At 38.8% G+C, this 20,684-nt stretch carries 22 protein-coding genes; 15 read left to right on the top strand and 7 right to left on the bottom strand.

Annotation, left to right across the window (positions count from 1 at the left end):
- The first annotated feature begins 235 nt into the window (after positions 1–235).
- The 5 genes from eat(A) to IGL15_RS02975 all read left to right on the top strand — a co-directional run bounded on the left by eat(A) (position 236) and on the right by IGL15_RS02975 (position 6,499).
- Complete coding sequence (eat(A), locus tag IGL15_RS02955) at positions 236–1,738, top strand: ABC-F type ribosomal protection-like protein Eat(A) (RefSeq protein ID WP_104765639.1); 1,503 nt, start codon at positions 236–238, stop codon at positions 1,736–1,738.
- Positions 1,739–1,804: 66 nt separating this feature from the next.
- On the top strand, positions 1,805–2,332 hold the full coding sequence (locus IGL15_RS02960; protein WP_002296174.1) for a histidine phosphatase family protein: 528 nt from the start codon (positions 1,805–1,807) through the stop codon (positions 2,330–2,332).
- A gap of 210 nt (positions 2,333–2,542) precedes the next feature.
- Positions 2,543–3,604, top strand: a complete 1,062-nt coding sequence (locus IGL15_RS02965; RefSeq protein WP_002321136.1) for a DUF871 domain-containing protein — start codon at positions 2,543–2,545, stop codon at positions 3,602–3,604.
- 2 nt (positions 3,605–3,606) lie between these two features.
- The gene (gene murQ / locus IGL15_RS02970; protein ID WP_002287094.1) at positions 3,607–4,503 is read left to right on the top strand and encodes an N-acetylmuramic acid 6-phosphate etherase; all 897 of its coding nucleotides are present in this window, start codon (positions 3,607–3,609) and stop codon (positions 4,501–4,503) included.
- A gap of 13 nt (positions 4,504–4,516) precedes the next feature.
- Complete coding sequence (locus IGL15_RS02975) at positions 4,517–6,499, top strand: glucose PTS transporter subunit IIA (RefSeq protein WP_002321137.1); 1,983 nt, start codon at positions 4,517–4,519, stop codon at positions 6,497–6,499.
- Between the two features lie 64 nt (positions 6,500–6,563).
- On the opposite strand, the gene nrdI is transcribed toward IGL15_RS02975, so the two are convergent.
- Positions 6,564–7,010: a class Ib ribonucleoside-diphosphate reductase assembly flavoprotein NrdI gene (nrdI, locus tag IGL15_RS02980; RefSeq protein WP_002287091.1), complete on the bottom strand. Its 447-nt coding sequence runs from the start codon at positions 7,008–7,010 to the stop codon at positions 6,564–6,566.
- 210 nt (positions 7,011–7,220) lie between these two features.
- Between nrdI and IGL15_RS02985 the strand changes: the two genes are divergently transcribed.
- Positions 7,221–8,645 (top strand): basic amino acid/polyamine antiporter, encoded by a 1,425-nt coding sequence (locus IGL15_RS02985; protein ID WP_002287090.1) that lies wholly within the window; start codon positions 7,221–7,223, stop codon positions 8,643–8,645.
- A gap of 180 nt (positions 8,646–8,825) precedes the next feature.
- Here IGL15_RS02985 and IGL15_RS02990 read toward each other — a convergent pair whose 3' ends face one another.
- The 3 genes from IGL15_RS02990 to IGL15_RS03000 all read right to left on the bottom strand — a co-directional run bounded on the left by IGL15_RS02990 (position 8,826) and on the right by IGL15_RS03000 (position 10,975).
- Positions 8,826–9,599, bottom strand: coding sequence for an ABC transporter permease subunit (locus IGL15_RS02990; protein WP_104765640.1), 774 nt, complete (start codon positions 9,597–9,599; stop codon positions 8,826–8,828).
- Positions 9,596–10,501, bottom strand: coding sequence for an ABC transporter ATP-binding protein (locus tag IGL15_RS02995; protein WP_002287087.1), 906 nt, complete (start codon positions 10,499–10,501; stop codon positions 9,596–9,598). The genes IGL15_RS02990 and IGL15_RS02995 overlap by 4 nt, the downstream gene beginning before the upstream one ends.
- Positions 10,502–10,654: 153 nt before the next feature.
- Positions 10,655–10,975 carry a DMT family transporter gene (locus IGL15_RS03000; protein ID WP_002287086.1) on the bottom strand — a complete coding sequence of 107 codons (321 nt, stop codon included), beginning with the start codon at positions 10,973–10,975 and terminating at the stop codon, positions 10,655–10,657.
- A gap of 473 nt (positions 10,976–11,448) precedes the next feature.
- Between IGL15_RS03000 and IGL15_RS03005 the strand changes: the two genes are divergently transcribed.
- From IGL15_RS03005 to IGL15_RS03020, 4 genes are all read left to right on the top strand, one after another.
- Positions 11,449–12,135, top strand: a complete 687-nt coding sequence (locus IGL15_RS03005) for a DUF969 domain-containing protein (RefSeq protein ID WP_002287083.1) — start codon at positions 11,449–11,451, stop codon at positions 12,133–12,135.
- A gap of 1 nt (position 12,136) precedes the next feature.
- Positions 12,137–13,081 (top strand): DUF979 domain-containing protein, encoded by a 945-nt coding sequence (locus IGL15_RS03010; protein WP_002287082.1) that lies wholly within the window; start codon positions 12,137–12,139, stop codon positions 13,079–13,081.
- 198 nt (positions 13,082–13,279) lie between these two features.
- The gene (gene pcp / locus IGL15_RS03015; RefSeq protein WP_002287081.1) at positions 13,280–13,924 is read left to right on the top strand and encodes a pyroglutamyl-peptidase I; all 645 of its coding nucleotides are present in this window, start codon (positions 13,280–13,282) and stop codon (positions 13,922–13,924) included.
- A 78-nt stretch (positions 13,925–14,002) separates the two neighbouring features.
- Entirely contained in the window at positions 14,003–15,280 is a 1,278-nt protein-coding gene (locus IGL15_RS03020; RefSeq protein ID WP_002287080.1) for a hypothetical protein, read from the top strand.
- 183 nt (positions 15,281–15,463) lie between these two features.
- Here the strand turns inward: IGL15_RS03020 and pnuC are convergent, their stop codons facing one another.
- Positions 15,464–16,213 carry a nicotinamide riboside transporter PnuC gene (pnuC, locus tag IGL15_RS03025; RefSeq protein WP_002287078.1) on the bottom strand — a complete coding sequence of 250 codons (750 nt, stop codon included), beginning with the start codon at positions 16,211–16,213 and terminating at the stop codon, positions 15,464–15,466.
- Between the two features lie 329 nt (positions 16,214–16,542).
- On the opposite strand from pnuC, the gene gloA2 reads away from it, so the two are divergent.
- From gloA2 to IGL15_RS03045, 4 genes are all read left to right on the top strand, one after another.
- Positions 16,543–16,923 (top strand): SMU1112c/YaeR family gloxylase I-like metalloprotein, encoded by a 381-nt coding sequence (gene gloA2 / locus IGL15_RS03030; RefSeq protein ID WP_002287076.1) that lies wholly within the window; start codon positions 16,543–16,545, stop codon positions 16,921–16,923.
- Positions 16,924–17,018: 95 nt separating this feature from the next.
- Positions 17,019–17,528: a hypothetical protein gene (locus IGL15_RS03035; RefSeq protein ID WP_002287075.1), complete on the top strand. Its 510-nt coding sequence runs from the start codon at positions 17,019–17,021 to the stop codon at positions 17,526–17,528.
- Positions 17,529–17,604: 76 nt separating this feature from the next.
- Positions 17,605–17,784 (top strand): hypothetical protein, encoded by a 180-nt coding sequence (locus IGL15_RS03040; RefSeq protein ID WP_104765641.1) that lies wholly within the window; start codon positions 17,605–17,607, stop codon positions 17,782–17,784.
- Between the two features lie 54 nt (positions 17,785–17,838).
- Positions 17,839–18,402, top strand: coding sequence for a GNAT family N-acetyltransferase (locus IGL15_RS03045; RefSeq protein WP_002293816.1), 564 nt, complete (start codon positions 17,839–17,841; stop codon positions 18,400–18,402).
- A gap of 46 nt (positions 18,403–18,448) precedes the next feature.
- Here IGL15_RS03045 and IGL15_RS03050 read toward each other — a convergent pair whose 3' ends face one another.
- On the bottom strand, positions 18,449–18,964 hold the full coding sequence (locus IGL15_RS03050; protein ID WP_104765452.1) for an LURP-one-related/scramblase family protein: 516 nt from the start codon (positions 18,962–18,964) through the stop codon (positions 18,449–18,451).
- 25 nt (positions 18,965–18,989) lie between these two features.
- Positions 18,990–19,859, bottom strand: coding sequence for a Cof-type HAD-IIB family hydrolase (locus IGL15_RS03055; RefSeq protein WP_002287072.1), 870 nt, complete (start codon positions 19,857–19,859; stop codon positions 18,990–18,992).
- A 125-nt stretch (positions 19,860–19,984) separates the two neighbouring features.
- Here IGL15_RS03055 and IGL15_RS03060 point away from each other — a divergent pair, with 125 nt between their 5' ends.
- Positions 19,985–20,665: a uracil-DNA glycosylase gene (locus IGL15_RS03060; RefSeq protein ID WP_002287070.1), complete on the top strand. Its 681-nt coding sequence runs from the start codon at positions 19,985–19,987 to the stop codon at positions 20,663–20,665.
- The last annotated feature ends 19 nt before the right edge of the window (positions 20,666–20,684 follow it).

Genomic DNA, 20,684 nt, shown 5'->3' on the forward strand with positions numbered 1-20,684 from the left:
GCTATCGTAATTTCAAATATAGGACAAAGTGAGGGATCCGTGCATTGAAAAATTAAGTCGATTGATGAAAGCTGCATTCAGACTGTACCTTGTGGAGACAAGGAAGCAGTGTGCAGATTTTCGGGATTGGCTTGGTTTTTTCGATGTATGGGTCTTTTTGTGTGTATCCAACCCTTGCATCCTCTTTAGCCAGTTCTGAAAATAGGACTGGTCTTTTTTTACGAGGTGATGGAAAATGTCTAAAATCGAAATAAAAAATCTGACATTCGGCTACGACAGCCAAGGCACATTATTATTTGAACAAGCAAATCTAAATTTTGACACACAATGGAAACTAGGACTTATCGGACGAAACGGTCGAGGAAAGACAACTTTACTGAATATTCTACAAAACAAACTACCTTATCAAGGGCAAGTAATCCATCAGCAAGAATTTGCCTATTTCCCGCAACAGACAAAAGATAAAGAACGTTTAACCTATTACGTGTTAAATGATATTACGGATTTTGAGATATGGGAAATCGAAAGAGAGCTCCAATTGATGCAAACAGATCCTGAAATCTTATGGAGAGAATTCAGCACACTATCGGGGGGAGAGAAGACAAAAGTCCTACTGGCACTTTTATTTGTGGATGACACTCATTTCCCGTTAATCGATGAACCAACGAATCATTTGGATATCTCTGGTAGAAAACAAGTAGCGGCTTATTTGAAAAAGAAAAAACAAGGCTTCATCGTGGTCAGCCATGACCGGGGATTTATCGATGAAGTAGTGGACCATGTTTTAGCAATCGAAAAAAGTCAACTGGAACTTTATCAAGGGAATTTCTCTATCTATGAAGAACAGAAAAAACTTCGTGATGAATTTGAAATGGCTCAAAATGAAAAATTGAAAAAAGAAGTCAGTAGGCTAAAGAAAACAGCAGCTGAAAAAGCCGAATGGTCTCGTTCCCGAGAAGGAGATAAAACAAAGAAACAAGTCGGATTCATCGATACTGAATCTAGACGAGTGAATAAAGGAGCAGTGGGTGCTGATGCTGCACGGACGATGAAACGATCCAAAGCAATCGTGAATCGGATGGAGACCCAGATCAGCGAGAAAGAAAAACTATTAAAAGATATCGAATATATCGATTCTTTGACGATGAATAGCCAAGCGTCTCACCATAAGCGACTTTTAAGCGTAGAAGATCTTCAATTAGGGTATGAAAATCTGTTATTCGAGCCAATTCATTTTACAATCGAGCCTCATCAGCGGGTGGCGATTTCAGGTCCTAACGGTGCAGGAAAGTCATCCATTATCCATTATCTTCTGGGGGCATTCAACGGCAAGGTTATAGGAGAAAAATACCAGCCAAAACATCTGAGCATTAGTTATGCAAGCCAAAATTATGAAGACAATCGAGGAACGTTGGCGGAATTTGCAGAGAAAAACCAAGTAGACTACCAAGCATTTTTGAACAACCTCCGAAAGCTTGGGATGGAAAGAGATGTTTTTCATAACAAGATCGAGCAGATGAGTATGGGCCAACGGAAAAAAGTGGAATTGGCTAAATCTTTATCACAGCCAGCTGAACTATATACATGGGATGAACCATTGAATTATTTGGATGTCTTCAATCAAGAACAATTAGAACAACTGATCTTGAACGTGAAACCTGCCATGTTACTAGTGGAACATGATCAAACCTTCCTGGATAAAGTATCTACTGGGATTATTTCTCTTGAGAGAATCTAACCCTTGTAATCTCAAGAACAACAAGGTATGGTTAAGGGGAACTTTGCCAACGAAGGAGAGAATCACATGCTTTATGTAACGAGACACGGAGAAACAACTTGGAACGCACAAGGATTAGTTTGCGGACGGGCAGATGTGCCGCTGACTGAAAAAGGACAGATGCAGGCACAGAAACTAGCAGAAAAGGTAGTAGATTTGCCTGTTCCAATCACGAAAATCATCCATTCCCCTCTTCAACGAGCAAGAGATACAGCACAAGCAGTTGCTGATCGTCTCAGCTTGCCGCTGACCGTTGATGAACGATTGGTAGAAATGGATTTTGGGGATTATGATGGACTGCCAAGCAAAGATGAGAACTTTCAAAAAGCACGTTTAGCGTTCGCTGTACGATTCCCAAATGGGGAGTCAGTCTTAGATGTGTATGCACGGATCGTTCCTTTATTGAAAGAATGCATCGAAGACGAAGAAAATGTCTATCTGTTAGTTTGCCATAATGCCTTGATAAGAGTGATCAATGCTTATTTTCATCCGATGCCTAATGAGGGGTTCTTTACATTCATGGTAGATAATACAGAATTGGTTTCTTATGAGTAATTATGTTTTTGTGTTATTTAAATAAAATATTTCAAGGCACTGCTTTTGCTTAGCAGTGCCTTTTTTAGGTTATGACAATTCTTTTGATAATATAAACTCAACCTTTAGAAATGAAATTTAATTATTTTAATAAAAGTATTGAAATTTTGTTTCTTTAGATATATACTCTAGTCATAGAAATGAAGACGGATACAGAAAAAGAGGGATAATATGTTTGGCTTTTCAATATTTATGAACGATTCTTTGTCAGAAGAGAAGAAACAGTATATCCGCCAAATGGCATCCAATGGCTTTGTCGGTATTTTCACTTCCATGCATATACCAGAAGATGATGTTTCGGCATATCAAAAGCGATTGATCGAACTAGGAAGCGAAGCGAAAAAGAATAAACTAGAATTGATGGTCGATATTTCAGGAGAGGCATTGGAACGAGCGGGTTTTTCATTAGAAGATCTAACGCCTTTGAAAGCAATTGGTGTAACAGGTTTAAGAATGGATTATCATATTTCCAATCAGCAGATTGCCGACTGGTCACATCAATTGAAAATCAGTTTGAATGCTAGCACGATCACGCCTAAAGATATCGATGAATTGAAAGAAGCAGAAGCTGATTTCTCACAGATTGAAGCTTGGCATAATTATTATCCACGTCCCGAAACAGGGCTGGACAAAGAATGGTATCAGAAAAAAAATCAATGGCTCAAAATTCAAGGTCTCCTTGTCCAAGGTTTTGTACCAGGAGATACAGAGTTGAGAGGCCCACTATATCAAGGATTGCCAACTTTGGAAGAACATCGAGGGATCCATCCTCTTGCAGGCGCTCTAGATCTATTAGCAAGTAACACGGATATTGTTTACATCGGAGATGCAGGTCTGTCAGAAAACGTTCAGGAGCAATTTGCTTCTTTCCAAAAAGAACAGACAGTCTTGCTCCATACGGAACCTGTAGATGAAGAATTTTACGAATATATATTAGGGAAGCATACGAATCGGCAAGACGATGCAAGAGATGTCATACGAAGCGCAGATGCACGTTTTCGAGAGATTCCGCCTATCCCAGCAAGAAATACAGCTACGCGTATGAAAGGGTCTATTACTTTAGATAACGAAAAGTATTTGCGCTATATGGGTGAGATCCAATTAACCAAATATGATTTGCCAGCGGATGAAAAAGTGAATGTAGTAGCTAAAGTTATCAAAGAAGAGCTACCATTGATCAACCAAATCAAAGCTGGTATGAACTATCAATTTATAAGAAAAGAAGGAAGATAAAAATGAGCAAAATCAATTTAGAGAACCTAACAACGGAACGCAGAAACCAAGAAACTTTTGGATTAGATGAGATGAGTATTTCTCAAGCCGTTCAACTAATGAACAAAGAAGATCAGAAAGTGGCCGCTGCGGTTGAAAAAGAACTGACAAGTATCGAACCAGTGATTGCTAACACGATTGAGTCCTTTAAAAAAGGTGGACGTCTGATTTATATGGGAGCCGGAACAAGTGGAAGACTAGGTGTGTTAGATGCTGCTGAATGCGTACCGACATTCGGTGTAGAACCGGAAATGGTCATAGGTCTAATTGCTGGTGGAGAAGAAGCAATGACTGTAGCTGTCGAAGGGGCCGAAGATTCTTATGAGCTAGGGCAAGAAGATCTAATCAAGCTGAATTTGACAAAAAATGATATAGTTATTGGTATCGCAGCTAGCGGTCGTACACCATATGTGATCGGTGGATTAGATTACGCAAAATCGATCGGTGCTGTCACAGGAACGATTTCTTGCAATAAACAAGCCGAAATCAGTAAACACGCGGATTTCCCAATCGAAGTCGATGCAGGTCCAGAATTTTTGACAGGCTCTACTCGATTGAAGTCAGGAACAGCACAAAAACTTATCTTGAATATGATTTCTACTATCAGTATGATTGGTATAGGTAAAGTATTCAATAACTTGATGGTCGATGTCAAACCAACAAATGAAAAACTAATCGAACGCTCAAAACGAATCATCATGCAAGCGACAGAAGCTGATTACGAAACAGCTGAAAAGTACTTTGAAGAAGCAGATCAAAATGTTAAGCTGGCTATCGTCATGATTTTGACAAATAGTGATAAAGAGGAAGCTCAAGCAAAATTAGCTGAAGCAAACGGATTTGTAAAAGGGACCTTATGAGGGGGAAAAGACCATGGCAAAAAACGAACTGACTTTGGAAGAACTGGCAAAACAAATTTATAAAGGGGCAGGCGGCATGGGCAATGTAGAAAGCATTGTCCACTGCATGACTCGTGTGCGTATGAAGATCATCAATGATGATCTTGTAAATGTCTCTGAATTAAAAGCGATTCCAGGAGTGCTTGGTGTAGTAGAAGATGAACAGCTTCAAGTCATCATCGGACCTGGGAAAGTGAACAAAGTAGCACAGCAAATGGTTGATTTGGCAGGCGTGAAATTAGGAGAAAAACTTTCTTCTGTAAGTGCAGCTACAGCAAATTCATCAGCATCTGGAAAAGACCGTGTAAACGAACGGGCACAAGAAATGAAAGCGGCACAAAAATCGAAACAAAAACCATCTAAAATCAAATCGGTATTAAAAGACATTTCTAATATCTTTGTGCCAATGATTCCTGCATTTGTCGGTACTGGGATCGTGGCAGGGATTGCCGCAGTTTTAGCAAACTTAGTCACAGCCGGAACACTTGATGCAGCAACATGGCAACAATATATCGATGTGATGAACATCTTGAAAAACGGGATGTTTAGCTACCTAGTTATCTATACAGGTATCAATGCTGCACAAGTTTTTGGTGCAACACCAACTCTTGGTGGAGTTATCGGGGCCGTTGTGATGCTGACAGGGATGAATCCGGAAGCACCACTGAAAAACTTATTTACTGGTGAAGCTCTTGCAGCTGGACAAGGTGGGATCCTAGGTGTCATCTTCGCTGTTTGGCTATTGTCAATCGTTGAGAAAAAACTGCATAAAGTAGTACCTGATGCGGTAGATATCATCGTTACACCAACTCTTTCATTGATTGCCATCGGTCTGATTGAAATTTTCTTCATCATGCCTTTAGCAGGTTTCATTTCTGATGGCATGGTCGGTGGGATCAACTGGGTACTTGGCGTTGGTGGAGCATTTGCCGGCTTCGTTCTAGGCACATTATTCTTGCCGATGGTTATGTTCGGACTGCATCAAATTTTGACTCCAATCCATGTGCAAATGATTGATGAAACTGGTCGTACGCTATTGCTTCCAATTCTTGCGATGGCTGGTGCAGGACAAGTGGGTGCAGCATTGGCATTATGGATTCGCTGCAAAAAAGATAAAGAATTAACAGAAATGATCAAAGGAGCTTTACCAGTCGGGATCCTAGGAATCGGCGAACCATTGATTTACGGAGTAACATTACCTCTAGGACGCCCATTTATTACTGCTTGTATCGGTGGAGGTATCGGCGGGGCAGTGATCGGAATGATCGGAAATGTCGGGGCTATCGCTATTGGACCTTCAGGAGCCGCTTTGATCCCATTGATCTCTGACGGTAAATGGTTAGGCTACATCCTTGGATTATTGGCAGCTTATGCTGGTGGCTTCGTTGCTACATTCTTCTTCGGTATTCCTAAAGACCGTTTAGAAAAAGAAGAATTAGCGACTGAAACAGCCACAGTAAATGAAGTGCCTGAAAAAGTAGTACCTCAAACTTCAGCTGAAAGTGTGACTATCCTCTCATCAGTTGCTGACGGAACAGTTGTTTCTTTAGATAAAGCAAGTGATCCAGTTTTTGCACAAAAGATGATGGGTGAAGGCTACTTTGTAGAACCAGAAAACGGACATATCTATTCTCCAGTTACTGGGGTAGTCAGCTCTGTCTTCCCAACGAAACACGCTATTGGGATCACAACGCCAAATGGTTTAGAAATCTTGCTTCATATGGGAATCAACACAGTTGACTTAGGCGGTACGCCATTTGATGTGAAAGTAACAGAAGGGCAGCAAGTGACACCTGATACGCTTGTAGCAGAAGCTGACTTAGAAGCGATCAAAGCAGCAGGCAAAGAAACATCCATGATCGTCTTGGTAACCAATATGGATCGTGTAAAAAACTTTGTCTTGGAAAAAACAGGTAAAGCAAAAGCAAAAGCACCTGTGATGGATGTCAAAGCTTAATATGATAGAAACAATAGAAACGAAAGAAGAAACTGAAATCTATTTTTCAGCTTCTTCTTTTTTATTATTTATTGTTTTCTGCTAAAATCTGATAAATTCGTGTCACATCAGATGGTGTTCCCCGTAATTCATAATCTGCCAAGAAAGGAAAGCCAAATGTTTGTGCATATTGTTTGGCTGTTAGACAATACTGATTATTGAAGTTTTTATTTCCGCTACCGACTACACCAAGACAAAGTTTATGATTGTCTTCATGTTCCAGATATTCACGCATCGTTTCGGTCAAGATTTCTGTATCACCGTTATCTAAACCATTTCCGCCGTCTAAATAAGTAGGAACGAAAGTAAAAAATGGTTCTGTTTCTTTCGTAAAATCACTATTTTCATGGATTTCTTTTAAAGTAACTTCAGGATTGACAGGATCTTCTGCATGCATTTTTTCAGCATATTCTGCTAGATGTTTGGCAAAGGCACGCGTATTTCCTGAAATCGATATATATAAAATGTTCATGGATCATCCTCCAATTCTTTCCTTTTAGTATAGCATCTTTTTTAAGTTTTTTGGTGGTGTAATTTGGAAAGGGACTAGGCGCTTTGCTTGTATAATGAGAAAAAAGCCGGTAGAATTATATTTCTATTAAAGTTTTTATTAATTAAGTAAAAATAAAAAAGGTTTGTTATACTTTTTGATAAAAGCGGTTTTATTTTGGAGGATGCTTACATGGATACAGAGCAACAGAAAAAAGGAATTGGTTTAATTCCACTTGCTGCCTTAGTAATTGGTTCAGCGATTGGAGGTGGCGTATTTGGTATTATGACGGACATCTCCGGATCGGCTGGCGGCCCAGCTATTTTCAGTTGGGTACTCGTAGGAACAGCAATGTTGATGCTCTCCTTGTCGATCAATAATATCAATAAAAAACGTCCAGATTTAAAAGGCGGGATCTTTAGTTACGCAGAAGAAGGTTTTGGCCGTTTCGCTGGTTTTATCAGCGGTTGGGGTTACTGGCTCACATGCTGGTTAGGCAACGTAGCTTTTGCAACATTGTTGATGAGCGCATTAGGATATTTCTTCCCAGTATTTGAAGGTGGGCAAAATCTGGCATCGATCGTGATGAGTACAGTCTTTTTATGGGGATATGCATGGCTAGTGAATCGGGGAGTCGAAAATGCTAGTTTCGTCAATGCTATCGTCACATTCTGTAAATTAGTGCCATTATTTTTATTTATTGTAGTAGCTATCAGCACGTTTTCGATCCAACAATTCATTGATAACTTTTCTAGCGACATTATATTGAATGCGAATGGACAGCCGATCCCGTTTTCCAGTCAAGTATTGAGTTGCATCATGGTGATGCTTTGGGTATTTGTTGGTATTGAAGGAGCCTCTGTCGTAGGTTCACGAGCAAAAAAACAATCAGATGTTGGGAAAGCAACGATTCTAGGGATATTCGGCTTGATTATTATTTACGTCTTGGTTTCCATGCTTCCATATGGGACAATGACGATGAATCAGCTGCAAACGATCAAGGCGCAGCCTGCTATGGGCTATGTGTTTGAAATGATGGTTGGTAAATGGGGAGCAGTCGTGATCAACGGCGGTTTGATCATTTCTTTAGTTGGTGTTTGGCTCTCATGGACGATCTTACCGATTGAAACAATGGGAAACATGGCTGAAGACGGACTTTTGCCTAAAGCATGGGGAAAACTCAACAAAAATGGGGCACCAACTTATGCTATCGTATTGACGACGTTATGTACGAATGTCTTTTTACTTTCATTATTATTCACTGACAGTGCTTATAACTTTGCTTACACACTTGGTACAGCAGCTATTTTCTTCACGTGGCTTTTCTTAGGATTGTACCAAATGAAACTTTCTTATCAGCGGAAAGAATGGGTCCAATTTTTAGTAGGGCTTTTAGCAAGTGCCTTTCAAGTATGGGCTATGCTAGTCGTAGCCTTTAATGAAGTAATGCTTGTTCTTGTTCTTTTCTTGCCAGGCATTTATTTTTACCTCAAAGCACGTAAGGAGCAAAACGAGCCTGTACAACATATCCACTTAGATAAGATTTTACTTATAGGTGTGACGATGGTCGGAGTGATTGCAATGGTTTTATTTGCCACTGGGATGCTTCACGTATAGAAGTATAAAAGAAGTATAAAGAGAGGTTGTGAGCCTGTCGTTTATTCAAAAACATACTAGGAAAGGAGCTGTGACACAAATGTTGTCACAGCTCCTTTTTCAGAATAAACGGTGTTTAAGAGACAGCCAATCGGCAATAAGGCTGAACGTCTCTTTCACAGCCTCTTTTTTGATGAGTCATCATACATTTTTTCGCTTAAATACGAGATATCCTAATGCTAAGAACAAAACGATGTAAGCTAAATTACCGAATAGCATTTGATTAGTAGAAAGATGAGTCAATTGCTTCATGATCTCTTCGTTTCCAATTTGGTTTTGCAGATTCAACATACTGATCGGATTCCATTTGATCCACTCCCATTTTTGGATGAGTGCAATAAGGATACCAGATATGATTGACGAAGCAAAATAAAAGACGATTCCTGCTGAGATGGATGCACCGGAACTATTGATAAAGCAAGCAATCATCAACACTAAACTTAAAATCAGCCATAAACCGATATAACTACCCAAAGTATAAGTGAACAAGCTTTGGATCAGTGTTTGACCAGTAGAAAGCTTCTCCGTGAAGGAAATCGAAGGGAAAAGAATCAGTTTCATCAACACAGTGACAATAATAGCTAAAAGGTATAAATAAACAGAATAAATAACTAATGTGATCCATTTGCTTACTAATATTTCTCCTCGAGAATACTTTCGATAAAGGAGATTTTTCAATGTACCATATTGTGCTTCCATCGAAATGATCGTGCTTGCAGCTGCAATCATGATAAAGACAATCCAAGATGTGGCACTAAAAAGCTGAGCAGTCATTTCAACTGGATCAATGATCGTCGTGTATTTTTTGGCTAGAAGTGCTGTTCCTATGAGCAAAACAACTAATAGAACAGATAAAACAGCAGTTGACTTTTTCTTGATCAATTTAAATAATTCTTGTTTTACAAGCAATGTCATTTTTCTTCTTCCCCCTTTACTGAATCCAGAATTTCCAATAGAGAAGATTCCAAATCATTCGTCAGATGCTGGACGTCTGTCACATGGATATTTTGTGCAGACAATAGCTGGATCACGGTTCCTAATAATTCTTCGTTTTCTTTTAAAAGCTTGATTTTATCAGGATCTTCCAAAGTATATCCAGCTTCTGTCAAGATCGTTCGAGCAGCTAGATCATTTGTTGTAGAGATAACGATGAAATCTTGCGCTGTTTGGTTCAATTCAGCCATTGTACATTGTTTGATGATCTTTCCTTGATTGATCAGGATCAGCTCATCGACCATTTTTTCAAGCTCGCTGAGTAAGTGACTGGAGATCAAGAAAGAGGTGCCCTGAGTAGCCAAGTCGGTAATGATTTTTCGCACATCTCTTGTTGCTTGTGGATCCAAACCGTTCATCGGCTCATCTAAAATAACGATAGACGGATGGTTCAGTAAGGCAAGAGCAATTCCCAATTTTTGTTTCATTCCCAACGAGTAGGATTTCGCTTTTTTGTGAATGTACTTTTCCATCTTGAGCTGATTCACGATAGTGTCGATAGCAGATACATCGTTGGTTTCAGAGAATAACTTCAGATGATCATAGCCTGTTAAGAATGGATAGATACCCGGGTATTCGATCAATGCTCCTACTTGTTCCAACCCTTTATGACTAGAGGGAGAAATCTCATTTTCACCAATACAGATTGTTCCATCTGAGTAATGGATCAGTCCTAAAATAGCTTTCATGATCGTTGTTTTTCCAGCGCCATTAGGACCTACTAATCCAACGATTTTGCCAGGGGATAAGCTAAAACTGACATCGCTGAGGGCTTGTTTGTGACCAAAGTTCTTGGATAATTCTTGGACCGAAAGACTTTTCAAAAATATTCACTCCTTTTCTATAGATAGTACAAGCATACACCTGATGAGTGGAGAAGTCGCTAGGTCATTGGACTTATTTCTTATTTTTTCATAAAAAAATTGAATATTAAATAAAAAGGCTTATTTTTTCTGATCAGTACTTATTCCAAGTGTCTAGTGGCCGCTAGTAATCTTGATGCCAATGATACTGATGAGTAGCATCCCCACAAAGAACCAAGTGGAAAGATTCAGCTTATCATGAAACAAGACCACACCAATTATGACCGAACCAACTGCGCCAATCCCTGTCCAGATAGGATAAGAGAGACTCATCGGCAAACTTTTGATTGCCTTTGACAAAAAGTAAAAACTAGCAATCATGCCAATCACTGTGTAAAAAGAATAATTGATTTTAGAAAAACCATCACTCCATTTCATCATCGTTGACCAGAATACTTCCAAAATTCCTGCTATGATTAATTCCATCCATGCCATACTTACATTCCTCCTTAACTATAAAAAAATACACAAAAAGAGGAAAATCATCCCTTCAAAGACCTAATGGAATGATCATCCTCTTTATCCTACCCGGTGGCAGATCGTATATCTTTTTCTGTAGTATAGCACACCTATCCAGATATCGGCAATCTCATACTTTTTAGTAAAGTGTACCAAGCACTGACGGATATATCGTTAGCGGAAAAGAAGATGAATGCTTTGCAATTTCATAGAAAGAAGTTGTTATTTATTAATCATTTAAAAAAAACAGTAACTAGACCTTATTTCTATATATTATCGGGCAATAAATTAAAAAAAGCTTTACCTTACAATAAGTAAGATAATTTTTGTGATAAAAAAATAACGAAAAATATTTAAAAATAGTGTCTATTTCGTGAGAAAACAACTATATTTTTTATGTGTTTTGCTTTATAATTAAAAAAATATTGTCATTTTATGGAGGAAAATATATGGAAAATTATCTTAGCCTTTTAGGCGTCTTGATTGTTATTCTCGGGTTTGCATTTAAATTAGACTCGATATTGATCGTAATGGTTGCTTTAGTTGTTACAGCTTTGACTGGCGGTCTTGGCATTCAAGGAATGTTAGAACTTTTAGGTACAAGTTTTGTAAACAATCGCGGGATGGCGATTTTTATCATCATTATGTTGGCAACAGGAACGCTTGAAAGAAATGGTCTGAAAGAATCAGCGGCTTCCTTGATCAAGCGATTCAAGAAAGTATCTGCTGGTATGATTGTAGATATTTATGGGATCTTTCGAATGATCTTTGCGGCTTTTAACGTGAGTTTTGGTGGAGTTGCTGGATTTGTTCGTCCAATCATTTTACCGATGGCATTGGGGACCATCGAATCAAAAGGGTTAGAAGTCCATCCTAAGCATGAAGAAGAACTAAAAGGTATGGCTTCAGCTATGGAAAATGTCTGCTGGTTCTTTGGCCAAGTACTATTCATCGGAGGAGCAGGGGCGTTGCTAGTCCAATCAACACTGAAAGATCTAGGATATGACGTAACATTGGGACAGCTTGCTTTAGTGGAAGTTCCAGTGGCTATCACGGCTTTAGTTGTGGCAAGTGTCTACTTCTATCTTAAAGAAAAGAAATTAGCGAAGAAATATTATCCAGGAAAGGGGCAATAAGATGGACTTTTTTACAAATCCTGATATTTTATTAGGCGATAAATTACTGGAGATCCTTTATATCGTGATGGGACTCGTATTGATTTACACTGGAGTAAGAAATTTAACAGATAAAACCAATCCTCATCGTTATGGGTCAGCCTTTTTCTGGACGGTCTTAGGGGTAGTTATTGCAGGAGGAAGATGGCTTCCGGCAATCGTGAACGGTGGCTTGATCTTTGCGATGACCATACCAGCAATTGCTAAGAAAGTCAGCAAAGGAGAAAGCCGGCTTCCATCAAAAGAATATATGGAAAAAATGTCAGACAAACTAGGAATGAAAATTTTTATTCCAGCTTTGAGTATCGGTGTCTTTGCGATCTTGTTTGCTCTATTTACCAATTTAGGTGCTTTAGTCGGCGTGGGCGTCGGTGTTTTTGCAGCCATGCTAATCTTGATGTTCTTTTCTCGAGATAATCGACCAAGTACATTTTTAGATGATGCAGCAGATATGCTGGGCACAGTAGGGCCGTTAAGCATGTTGCCAATGCTTTTAGCTTCTCTAGGTGCGGTATTTACAAGCGCTGGAGTTGGGACAGTGATTTCCAATGCAGTAGGTACGATCGTTCCAGAAGGAAATGTGAACATCGGCATCATCATTTACGCTCTTGGCATGGTGATATTTACGGTAATCATGGGGAATGCATTTGCGGCCATCACCGTGATGACGGTTGGGATCGGTGCACCATTCGTATTTAGTCATGGAGCGAATCCAGCGTTAATAGGAATGGTTGCATTGACTTGCGGTTTTTGTGGGACCCTGCTGACACCGATGGCTGCTAACTTCAATATCGTGCCTGTAGCGATGCTGGAGATGAAAGACAAATACGGAGTGATCAAAAACCAGTTGTTTATTGCGTTATTTATGCTAGTTTTCCAAATTGCTTATATGATTCTATTTAAATAATAGAAGAGAGGGGTTGTGACAGAATAATTGTCGCAACCTCTTCTAACATTGTAGTGGAACACTATTTTTTTATAAGAATATATTAAGTTTGATCTGTTATGTTATTTAAACTATTGTTTCCTTTATTTACGCTGTTCAAGGAAAATGGTATGATAAAAGATAACCATATGTTAAATCAATCGGACGGAGGAACAACAGATGAAAGTACTAGTAACAGGTTTTGATCCATTTGGTGGGGACAAAGTGAATCCAGCCTATGAAGCAGTAAAAAAAATGCCAGATGAAATCAGCGGTGCTGAAATCATCAAAGTGGAAGTACCGACCGTATTCGAAAAAAGCAGTCAAGTAGTCAAAGAAGCCATCCAACAGCACCAACCAGATGTCGTGATCTGTGTCGGACAAGCAGGTGGGCGGTCAGCAGTCTCGTTCGAACGTGTCGCAATCAATCTAGCAGAAGCAAGAATCCCTGATAATGAAGGAAATCAGCCATTCGATACGGCTTTAGAAGAAAACGGTCCAGCCGCTTACTTTACCTCATTGCCAATCAAAGCAATGACAAAAAATGTACAAGATCATGGTCTACCAGCGTACATCTCTTATACAGCAGGAACATTTGTCTGCAATGATATCATGTATCGTTTGCTTCATTTGATCGAAACACAATTCCCGGCAATTCGAGGTGGGTTCATCCACGTGCCATTCTCACCCGATCAAGTGATCGATCGTCCAGTGGGTACGCCTTCTATGTCTTTAGAAGACATTGCTTCTTCTTTGACTTATGCAGTTGAAGCAGCAGTAGAAAATAAAGAAGATATTTCCGGAAATGCCGGAACAACTCACTAATTTAGCAAGAAACACTGGCTGGTTGCTAACGTTATGTTAGTAGCCAGCTTTTTGTAATTAGAAAGGAAAGAAACAGCCGTGGAAGAATGGCAATCCGTCTTTGAAGAATGGTTTCCAAAAGAAATCAGCAAAAGCTATCCCATCAAAATTTCTAAACAATACACAAGCAGTCAACGTTGGGAGATCTATGCAAAATTAACGAAAAAACAGCGGGAACTAGTCGATAAGCACCGCCGATATCTAATCAGCTCTCGTTTTATGGAAGAACATTATTTAGCTGCAACAGATTGGGTGTTTTCTGACTTCAAGATCAATCCGTTTTTTCGAACAAAACGAAGCCAGCAAAAATTGTATTGTGAGTGTGGTAGAGAATTAAAAGTGCAATACATCGTTAAATCGCCAAAAACCGGAAAGATCCTAAAACTAGGCATCAACCACTTTGCCGATCACCTGCATGTCTCTCCGACAGTGGCAGCTTCGATCCATCAGGGAATGACAAAAGTTGATCTGGCCTTAGACGAATTATTATGGCTTAAGCAGAAGAATATCGATTTTCCTGAAGGACTATGGCAAAAATACTGTTTTGTCTTGTACCAAAATCGTCGGATGAAACAGCCATATTTACCGGATATAAAATTAGCTCAGCGGCTCGCAGAATTTCGCCAAGTAGAAATGCCGATTTACATAGCGGATTATCAAGCATTGGAAAATGAAATCAAGAAAATAAGTGAACACATCAATGGGCAGTCAAAAAAGCGACAGATAAAAAAAGAACTATTTGACGACTTTGCAGAAGAATTAGTAAAGGATGTAGAAGAATTCTTGATCAACTATCGCGCATTTTTACGTAAAGATTGGCAATCCATCGTATATGAAGAAGTGCCAGTACATCCTAATGCTTATTTTGAAACATTTATTTCCGTGTTGAGAAAGACAAAACGTCAACGAACACCAGAAGTCACTGCTCAGATGGAATATTTTGCGAAAAACCAACGATTCATCCAACCAAAAATCTATCTATTTATTTGGAAGCAATATTGTCGCTATGGTTTTACAGAAGGGTTCTTCGACAGCATTCCTCGGATAGTCAGAAATGGTTTTTTAAAAGTATTGCGTAAAGAACGAGAAGCTATACAATCTGCTGATAAGAAAGACCGTACAGTCTCAAAAGAAAAATGGCAACTAGTAGTGAAAGATATCCAATCTGGAAATGTGCAAGAGACAATCGACAAATGGAAAGGAAAACATTATCGTTTTACTGAAGCTCAGAAACAAGCGTTGGAATATTATCAGAAGTTAGAAGAATCACTGCGTTTCAATGATGAGGCAAGAAAGTATCTGAAGGAATTACTATAAAAAATAGAGGCTGGTACAGAAGCGTTTAACTCCAAGAAATAAGAAGAAATTCACGAAAATTGCTTTTCAAATTTTTGTGAATTTCAGCTTATTTCCGAAGGAGTTGCTTCTGATTCCGCCGTTTATACGTGTTTAGAGCGTGAGACAAAAGTGTTCTTTACTTTTGTCCCACGCTCAGTTTTTTTATGCGTGTTGTTGTGCGTTGTAGTATTCTTCTTCCATTTTTTGCATACGTTCACGTTCTTTTTGGTTATACCAAGGTGAAACGGTAAATGCAAGGACATCATTCAGCAAGTAAACAGAGCTGTTCACGAACATCGCCAAACTTGCAGATCCATGCGTAAATGAAATATACCAAAGGACCATTTGAGCAAGCCCTGAAGCTAACCACCAGTAATATTGGTTGTTGTAACGCAAGAAACTGATGATACCAGCAGTCAAGCTAATAGAAAAAGCAATGGCATCTACCCACGGCCGAGGATCATCTGTATAACGACCAATCAGGAATCCTGAAACAAGATAGACAAGGAAAGTACTGATGATTGCGATAAACCAGCTTTTTCCAGTGAATTTTCGGATTTTTGAAGCCATATTATGATTCCATTCTTTACTTAACAATACGGGGATATCCAATGTGATCATATAAGCAATCTGTTCACCGATACTTAAATAGTTCTTTGCTGAAAACCCAACGATAATAAAACAAATCGCAGACAAAATACCTAAAATACCGTTGACTGATTTTGCCGCATTGATGGATAAAATACACAATACACCAAGCGTGGTACCGATAAATGTAATAACGGACAGCCAAGTGATGGGACTATTGACGAGAGTCATGACCTGGCAGCCAAGACTGAAAAAGAAAAGATAATAATTTTGTTGCGGCCAGCCTTTTAGCTGATGAGCTAAAAACTGAAAATATGACTTCATGTATGAGGACTCCTTAAGACACTAAATGTAGTGTGTTCTGTATTTACTAACACAATCTATTGTATGCTTTTCTTGAAAAAAAACTAGTCTTTCAATTATAAATAATTTGTGTTATGATAATTTTCTGTTTGTTTTCTTGAAAATATAATTTCTTACTTTCATTTATTATATTGGGAACAGGAAGAGTGTCTTGGAGGACCTACTTTCTGTTTTTTTTGCCTTTTTTCTTATAAAAAGGAAAAACAGCTATTTTTTTCAATCTGACACATTTACAATGGAACTGGAGATTAATATAGATCCGAGCTTAAACGAAGAATAGGAGTGCTCATATGAACCTTACAACGATCCATCATATAGCCATCATTGTTTCAGATTATCAGAAATCACGTGATTTTTATGTTAATAAATTAGGATTTGAAGTAATCAGAGAAAATTACCGCAAAGAACGAGATGACTATAAATTAGATCTGAAACTAGGAAGTGCTGAATTGGAGATTTTTGGAATTGCTAATGCGCCACAACGACCAAACTATCCAGAAGCTTGTGGCTTGCGTCATCTTGCTTTCAAAGTAGACGATATTGAAGAAACAATTGCAGAATTGCAGTCCTTAGGGATCGAATCAGAACCGATTAGAGAAGATACCTTTACAGGAAAAAAAATGACGTTTTTCTTTGATCCAGACGGATTGCCATTAGAACTGCACGAATAAAGATAACAAAATTGTCACTTTTTTTTCGTTTCATTCGATTTTTCATTCGTTCATTTCTTGATATTCTTTAAAAAAAAGAAACAGGAGAATGAAGAATGAAAAAAATGATGTTTGGTGTTGCTGCCCTCATCGTAATAGGGATTACCGGTATGACGGGACTGCTCAATGCCGCTTTTCACATGGATGATATTAGTGACCAGGAATATCGGATCTCATTGAAAAAAGCAGCAGCAATCGTAAAAAACGAAACAAAAGAACATAACATATCTGCTATTCATTTTGCAGTTGAAAAAGATTTGGAGAATCCTACGAATGCAACATATGAATACCAGTTTTTTTGTGAAGGACAAGTCATAGCAGTCAATCCATCCACTGGGAAAACAACCGTACGAAATGACACGGAAAAGGCCGCAGAACATCTTTTTGATATAGAAAAAACGGAAGAGTTCAAACAACCGCAAGCAGCGATGAAGGAAGCAGTCAGCTACTACGGGAAAAAAGCAAAAGTGAAAGAGTGGACACTTCTAGTCAAAGATGAACGTCCTTATTATAAAGTCCGATTAATAGATGGAGAACAGGACCGTCAGGTATGGATATCTGCATAGAAGAAGGATATTGCTTCTCTTTTTTACAATATAAGAGTAAGCTAAGAGAGTAAAGATGAAAGGAAGTTGAGATAACATGGAAAAAATGAAATGCCCTAATTGCGGAAAAAAATTTGCATACGAAGAAGTCAATAATGTAGTCGAACATAATGATAAAGAAATGCCAGTCGTCTGCCCTTATTGCCGAACTGAAGCGGCAAGAATCGTTACTCATGGTTATTTCATTACTGAAAAGATTGAAGATTTTTTTAAATAACGATTTTGCGATTTCTTTTTCTGCATGTTAGAATGGAGAAAAGGAGAGGAAACTATGATTCGTTTTGCGAGAAAAGAAGATGCTCCAGAAATCGCCCCATTGATCTTAGTGATTCTAAAAGATATGGAACTGCCATTTTTGAAGCAGACAGGGGAACAAAAGACTTTAGAGATTTTAGAAGAAGCAATCACTGATCCAAATTATCGTTACAGTTATTCACGAGGTATCGTAGAAGAAATAGACGGTAAAGTTGCAGGAGTTGCTTACGGTTATACAGATGAAGAAGAATCAATCATCGATCAGCCACTGGTACCTATCTTAGAGAAATATCAGCTAGATGCGTCTACACGTTTGTTCATTGATAAAGAAACGTTTCCCAACGAATGGTATTTGGACTCTATCAGTGTATCAGAAGATTTTAGAGGACAAGGCATCGGTTCGCGATTATTAGAAGCATTACCTAAATTGGCGAAGAAAGCTAATCGCTCCGTCATCGGTCTAAGTGTGGATGAAAAAAATCCAAAGGCTAAAAAATTATACGAACGCCATGACTTCAAAGTTGTCGGTCAGCGGATGATCAGTGGTCATCTTTATGATCATATGCAAAAGAATATCTAAAAAGATGTACCTGAAATGCGTATTTCCGCATTTCAGGTACATCTTTTTAACTTAAGTTAAGTCGGTAAGAAACAGGCTTATCGCGACTTTTGTCTTTACGGTAGAGCCAGTAATCTAAAACCGCAGCAATACAAATACAAACTGGAGCATCTTCATCATTTGAGACATCCAATACATAGTAATCTCCTGAAAAAAGTGTTGCTTTATCCATTTTCATGATTTGCTGATTGAAATGATGGATTTGATATTGATGATTATAGATATCACCTTGGACTGTCCAGTGAAGTCTACGAATATAATAAAAGTCACCGGGCCAATTGAATATTTTCTGCATGGTTCCCAGCTTTTCGAACTCTTTATACAGCTCAAAACGCGTACCGAATGTCAGGCTTATCTGCTTGATGTGAGCAACGAGATCGCCATTCATGGCATAAAGAGACAATGCATCGCCCTTTGTTCCCCAGCGACCAACCATCAAAAACAGGGAATGTCCTTTTTCGTTTTTGACAATTGTCCGAGTTGCACGTCCAAGCTGCTTTTCCTGAATGAAAAATTCTGACATCTATATCCCTCTTTTCTAGATAAAACTACAAGTCTTCTGCAATCGCGCGCAATATGGCTTTTCCTACGCCAGATTCAAGGTTTGTGTCCGTTGTATATTTGGCATAATCTTTTACTTCGATTTCTGCATTTCCCATTGCGAAACTGACTCCTGCTACTTGCAGCATGCTGACATCATTGAAGTTATCGCCAATCGTCATGACTTCTTCTAAAGAAATCCCACGCTCGTGAGCGACATGGGCAACAGCAATTCCTTTTTGAGCGTTTTTATGGTTCACTTCGATATTGTTTTGACCAGAGGAAGTAACGGCTAGATCGCCTAAAAGAGAAATCTGCTTTCCAACTGGACCTAATACAGCTGGCCCTTCTGTATGAAAACAAATAATTTTTAAAACTTCCAGATTCTTTTCTTCCAAAATAGCACGAATACTGTCCACGTATGTGATGTGCAATAACTCCAGCTTAGCTGAGGCCATGGCAATCGCCATTTTATACGTAAGGTGAGGTAAATGGGTAGCCACCATGGAAGCAAAACTTTCAATTCGTTTCGCTTGATTTTCAGAATAAAGACCATCGTTGGTTGCTACTTCATAGTAAATACCGTTAGCATCTAGAATATCTAAAACAGAGATTGCTTGATTATTTGGAATCGACACGGTAAACAATGAATTTCCTTCTTTATCAAATACCTGTGCCCCGTTCAAAGTGATCATCGCACAATCGATTCCTACCTCATCTAAAGCTGCGCGAGCTTCTTGATAGTTTCGACCAGTAGCGACCATGAACTCAACACCGGCATCATTTGCAAAACGTATCGCCTCGGCATTTTCAGGAGAAACACTCATATGGGCATCTAATAATGTGCCGTCCATATCTGATGCAATTAATTTGATCATAATGATTATCGTTCCTTTCTGCTTCTTGTTCCTAGTTTACCATATTAATCAAGTGCTGAGGGTGAAGATTGTCCCTTGTGATTGAAGAAAATGTGAGTTATTCTTTTTATTAGGAGGTGGAGTTTTTGAAAGAAATCATTCATAACAGTTGGCAAGAAGTTTTGTCCTCAGAATTTTCAAAAGATTATTATCTGCATCTAAGAGAATTTTTAAAAAAAGAATATGCGTCCCAAAAGATCCATCCAGATATGTATCATATCTATGAAGCATTGGAATTGACTCCTTATGAAGAAGTTAAAGTGGTGATTTTAGGACAAGATCCTTATCATGGAGAAAATCAAGCTCATGGCTTATCTTTTTCTGTGCAACCTGGCGTAAAGATCCCGCCATCGTTAAGAAATATCTATAAAGAGCTTTATGATGATCTTGGAATCGCACCTGTTCAACATGGAAATCTAGTGTCATGGGCTAAACAGGGAGTCCTTTTACTCAACACCGTTCTTACCGTTCGGGAAGGGCAAGCGTATTCTCATCGCGGGAAAGGTTGGGAAAGATTAACAGACACGATCATTGAAAAATTAAATGAACGGGAAAAACCAATCGTGTTTATCTTGTGGGGAAAACCGGCACAAGAAAAAATCAAAATGATCGATAAGAGTCGCCATATCATCATAACATCTCCACATCCCAGTCCGTTATCTGCAAGTCGTGGCTTTTTTGGTTCCAAACCCTTCTCGAAAACGAATGATGCGCTCCTTGCGTTAGGAGAAGAACCGATTGATTGGCAACTGCCTGAAACAGTGTAATAAAACAGCGCTTTCCTGT

The organism is Enterococcus sp. DIV0436a (assembly GCF_051711605.1).
Taxonomy (GTDB): Bacteria; Bacillota; Bacilli; order Lactobacillales; family Enterococcaceae; genus Enterococcus_B; species Enterococcus_B faecium.

Excerpts from the sequence above, each read along its gene's own strand:
- IGL15_RS02960 (WP_002296174.1), top strand. The coding sequence starts at position 1,805 with ATGCTTTATGTAACGAGACACGGAGAAACAACTTGGAACGCACAAGGA.
- IGL15_RS02965 (WP_002321136.1), top strand. The coding sequence starts at position 2,543 with ATGTTTGGCTTTTCAATATTTATGAACGATTCTTTGTCAGAAGAGAAG.
- murQ (WP_002287094.1), top strand. The coding sequence starts at position 3,607 with ATGAGCAAAATCAATTTAGAGAACCTAACAACGGAACGCAGAAACCAA.
- IGL15_RS02975 (WP_002321137.1), top strand. The coding sequence starts at position 4,517 with ATGGCAAAAAACGAACTGACTTTGGAAGAACTGGCAAAACAAATTTAT.
- nrdI (WP_002287091.1), bottom strand. The coding sequence starts at position 7,010 with ATGAACATTTTATATATATCGATTTCAGGAAATACGCGTGCCTTTGCC.
- IGL15_RS02985 (WP_002287090.1), top strand. The coding sequence starts at position 7,221 with ATGGATACAGAGCAACAGAAAAAAGGAATTGGTTTAATTCCACTTGCT.
- IGL15_RS02990 (WP_104765640.1), bottom strand. The coding sequence starts at position 9,599 with ATGACATTGCTTGTAAAACAAGAATTATTTAAATTGATCAAGAAAAAG.
- IGL15_RS03000 (WP_002287086.1), bottom strand. The coding sequence starts at position 10,975 with ATGGCATGGATGGAATTAATCATAGCAGGAATTTTGGAAGTATTCTGG.
- IGL15_RS03005 (WP_002287083.1), top strand. The coding sequence starts at position 11,449 with ATGGAAAATTATCTTAGCCTTTTAGGCGTCTTGATTGTTATTCTCGGG.
- IGL15_RS03010 (WP_002287082.1), top strand. The coding sequence starts at position 12,137 with ATGGACTTTTTTACAAATCCTGATATTTTATTAGGCGATAAATTACTG.
- pcp (WP_002287081.1), top strand. The coding sequence starts at position 13,280 with ATGAAAGTACTAGTAACAGGTTTTGATCCATTTGGTGGGGACAAAGTG.
- pnuC (WP_002287078.1), bottom strand. The coding sequence starts at position 16,213 with ATGAAGTCATATTTTCAGTTTTTAGCTCATCAGCTAAAAGGCTGGCCG.
- gloA2 (WP_002287076.1), top strand. The coding sequence starts at position 16,543 with ATGAACCTTACAACGATCCATCATATAGCCATCATTGTTTCAGATTAT.
- IGL15_RS03035 (WP_002287075.1), top strand. The coding sequence starts at position 17,019 with ATGAAAAAAATGATGTTTGGTGTTGCTGCCCTCATCGTAATAGGGATT.
- IGL15_RS03040 (WP_104765641.1), top strand. The coding sequence starts at position 17,605 with ATGGAAAAAATGAAATGCCCTAATTGCGGAAAAAAATTTGCATACGAA.
- IGL15_RS03045 (WP_002293816.1), top strand. The coding sequence starts at position 17,839 with ATGATTCGTTTTGCGAGAAAAGAAGATGCTCCAGAAATCGCCCCATTG.
- IGL15_RS03050 (WP_104765452.1), bottom strand. The coding sequence starts at position 18,964 with ATGTCAGAATTTTTCATTCAGGAAAAGCAGCTTGGACGTGCAACTCGG.
- IGL15_RS03055 (WP_002287072.1), bottom strand. The coding sequence starts at position 19,859 with ATGATCAAATTAATTGCATCAGATATGGACGGCACATTATTAGATGCC.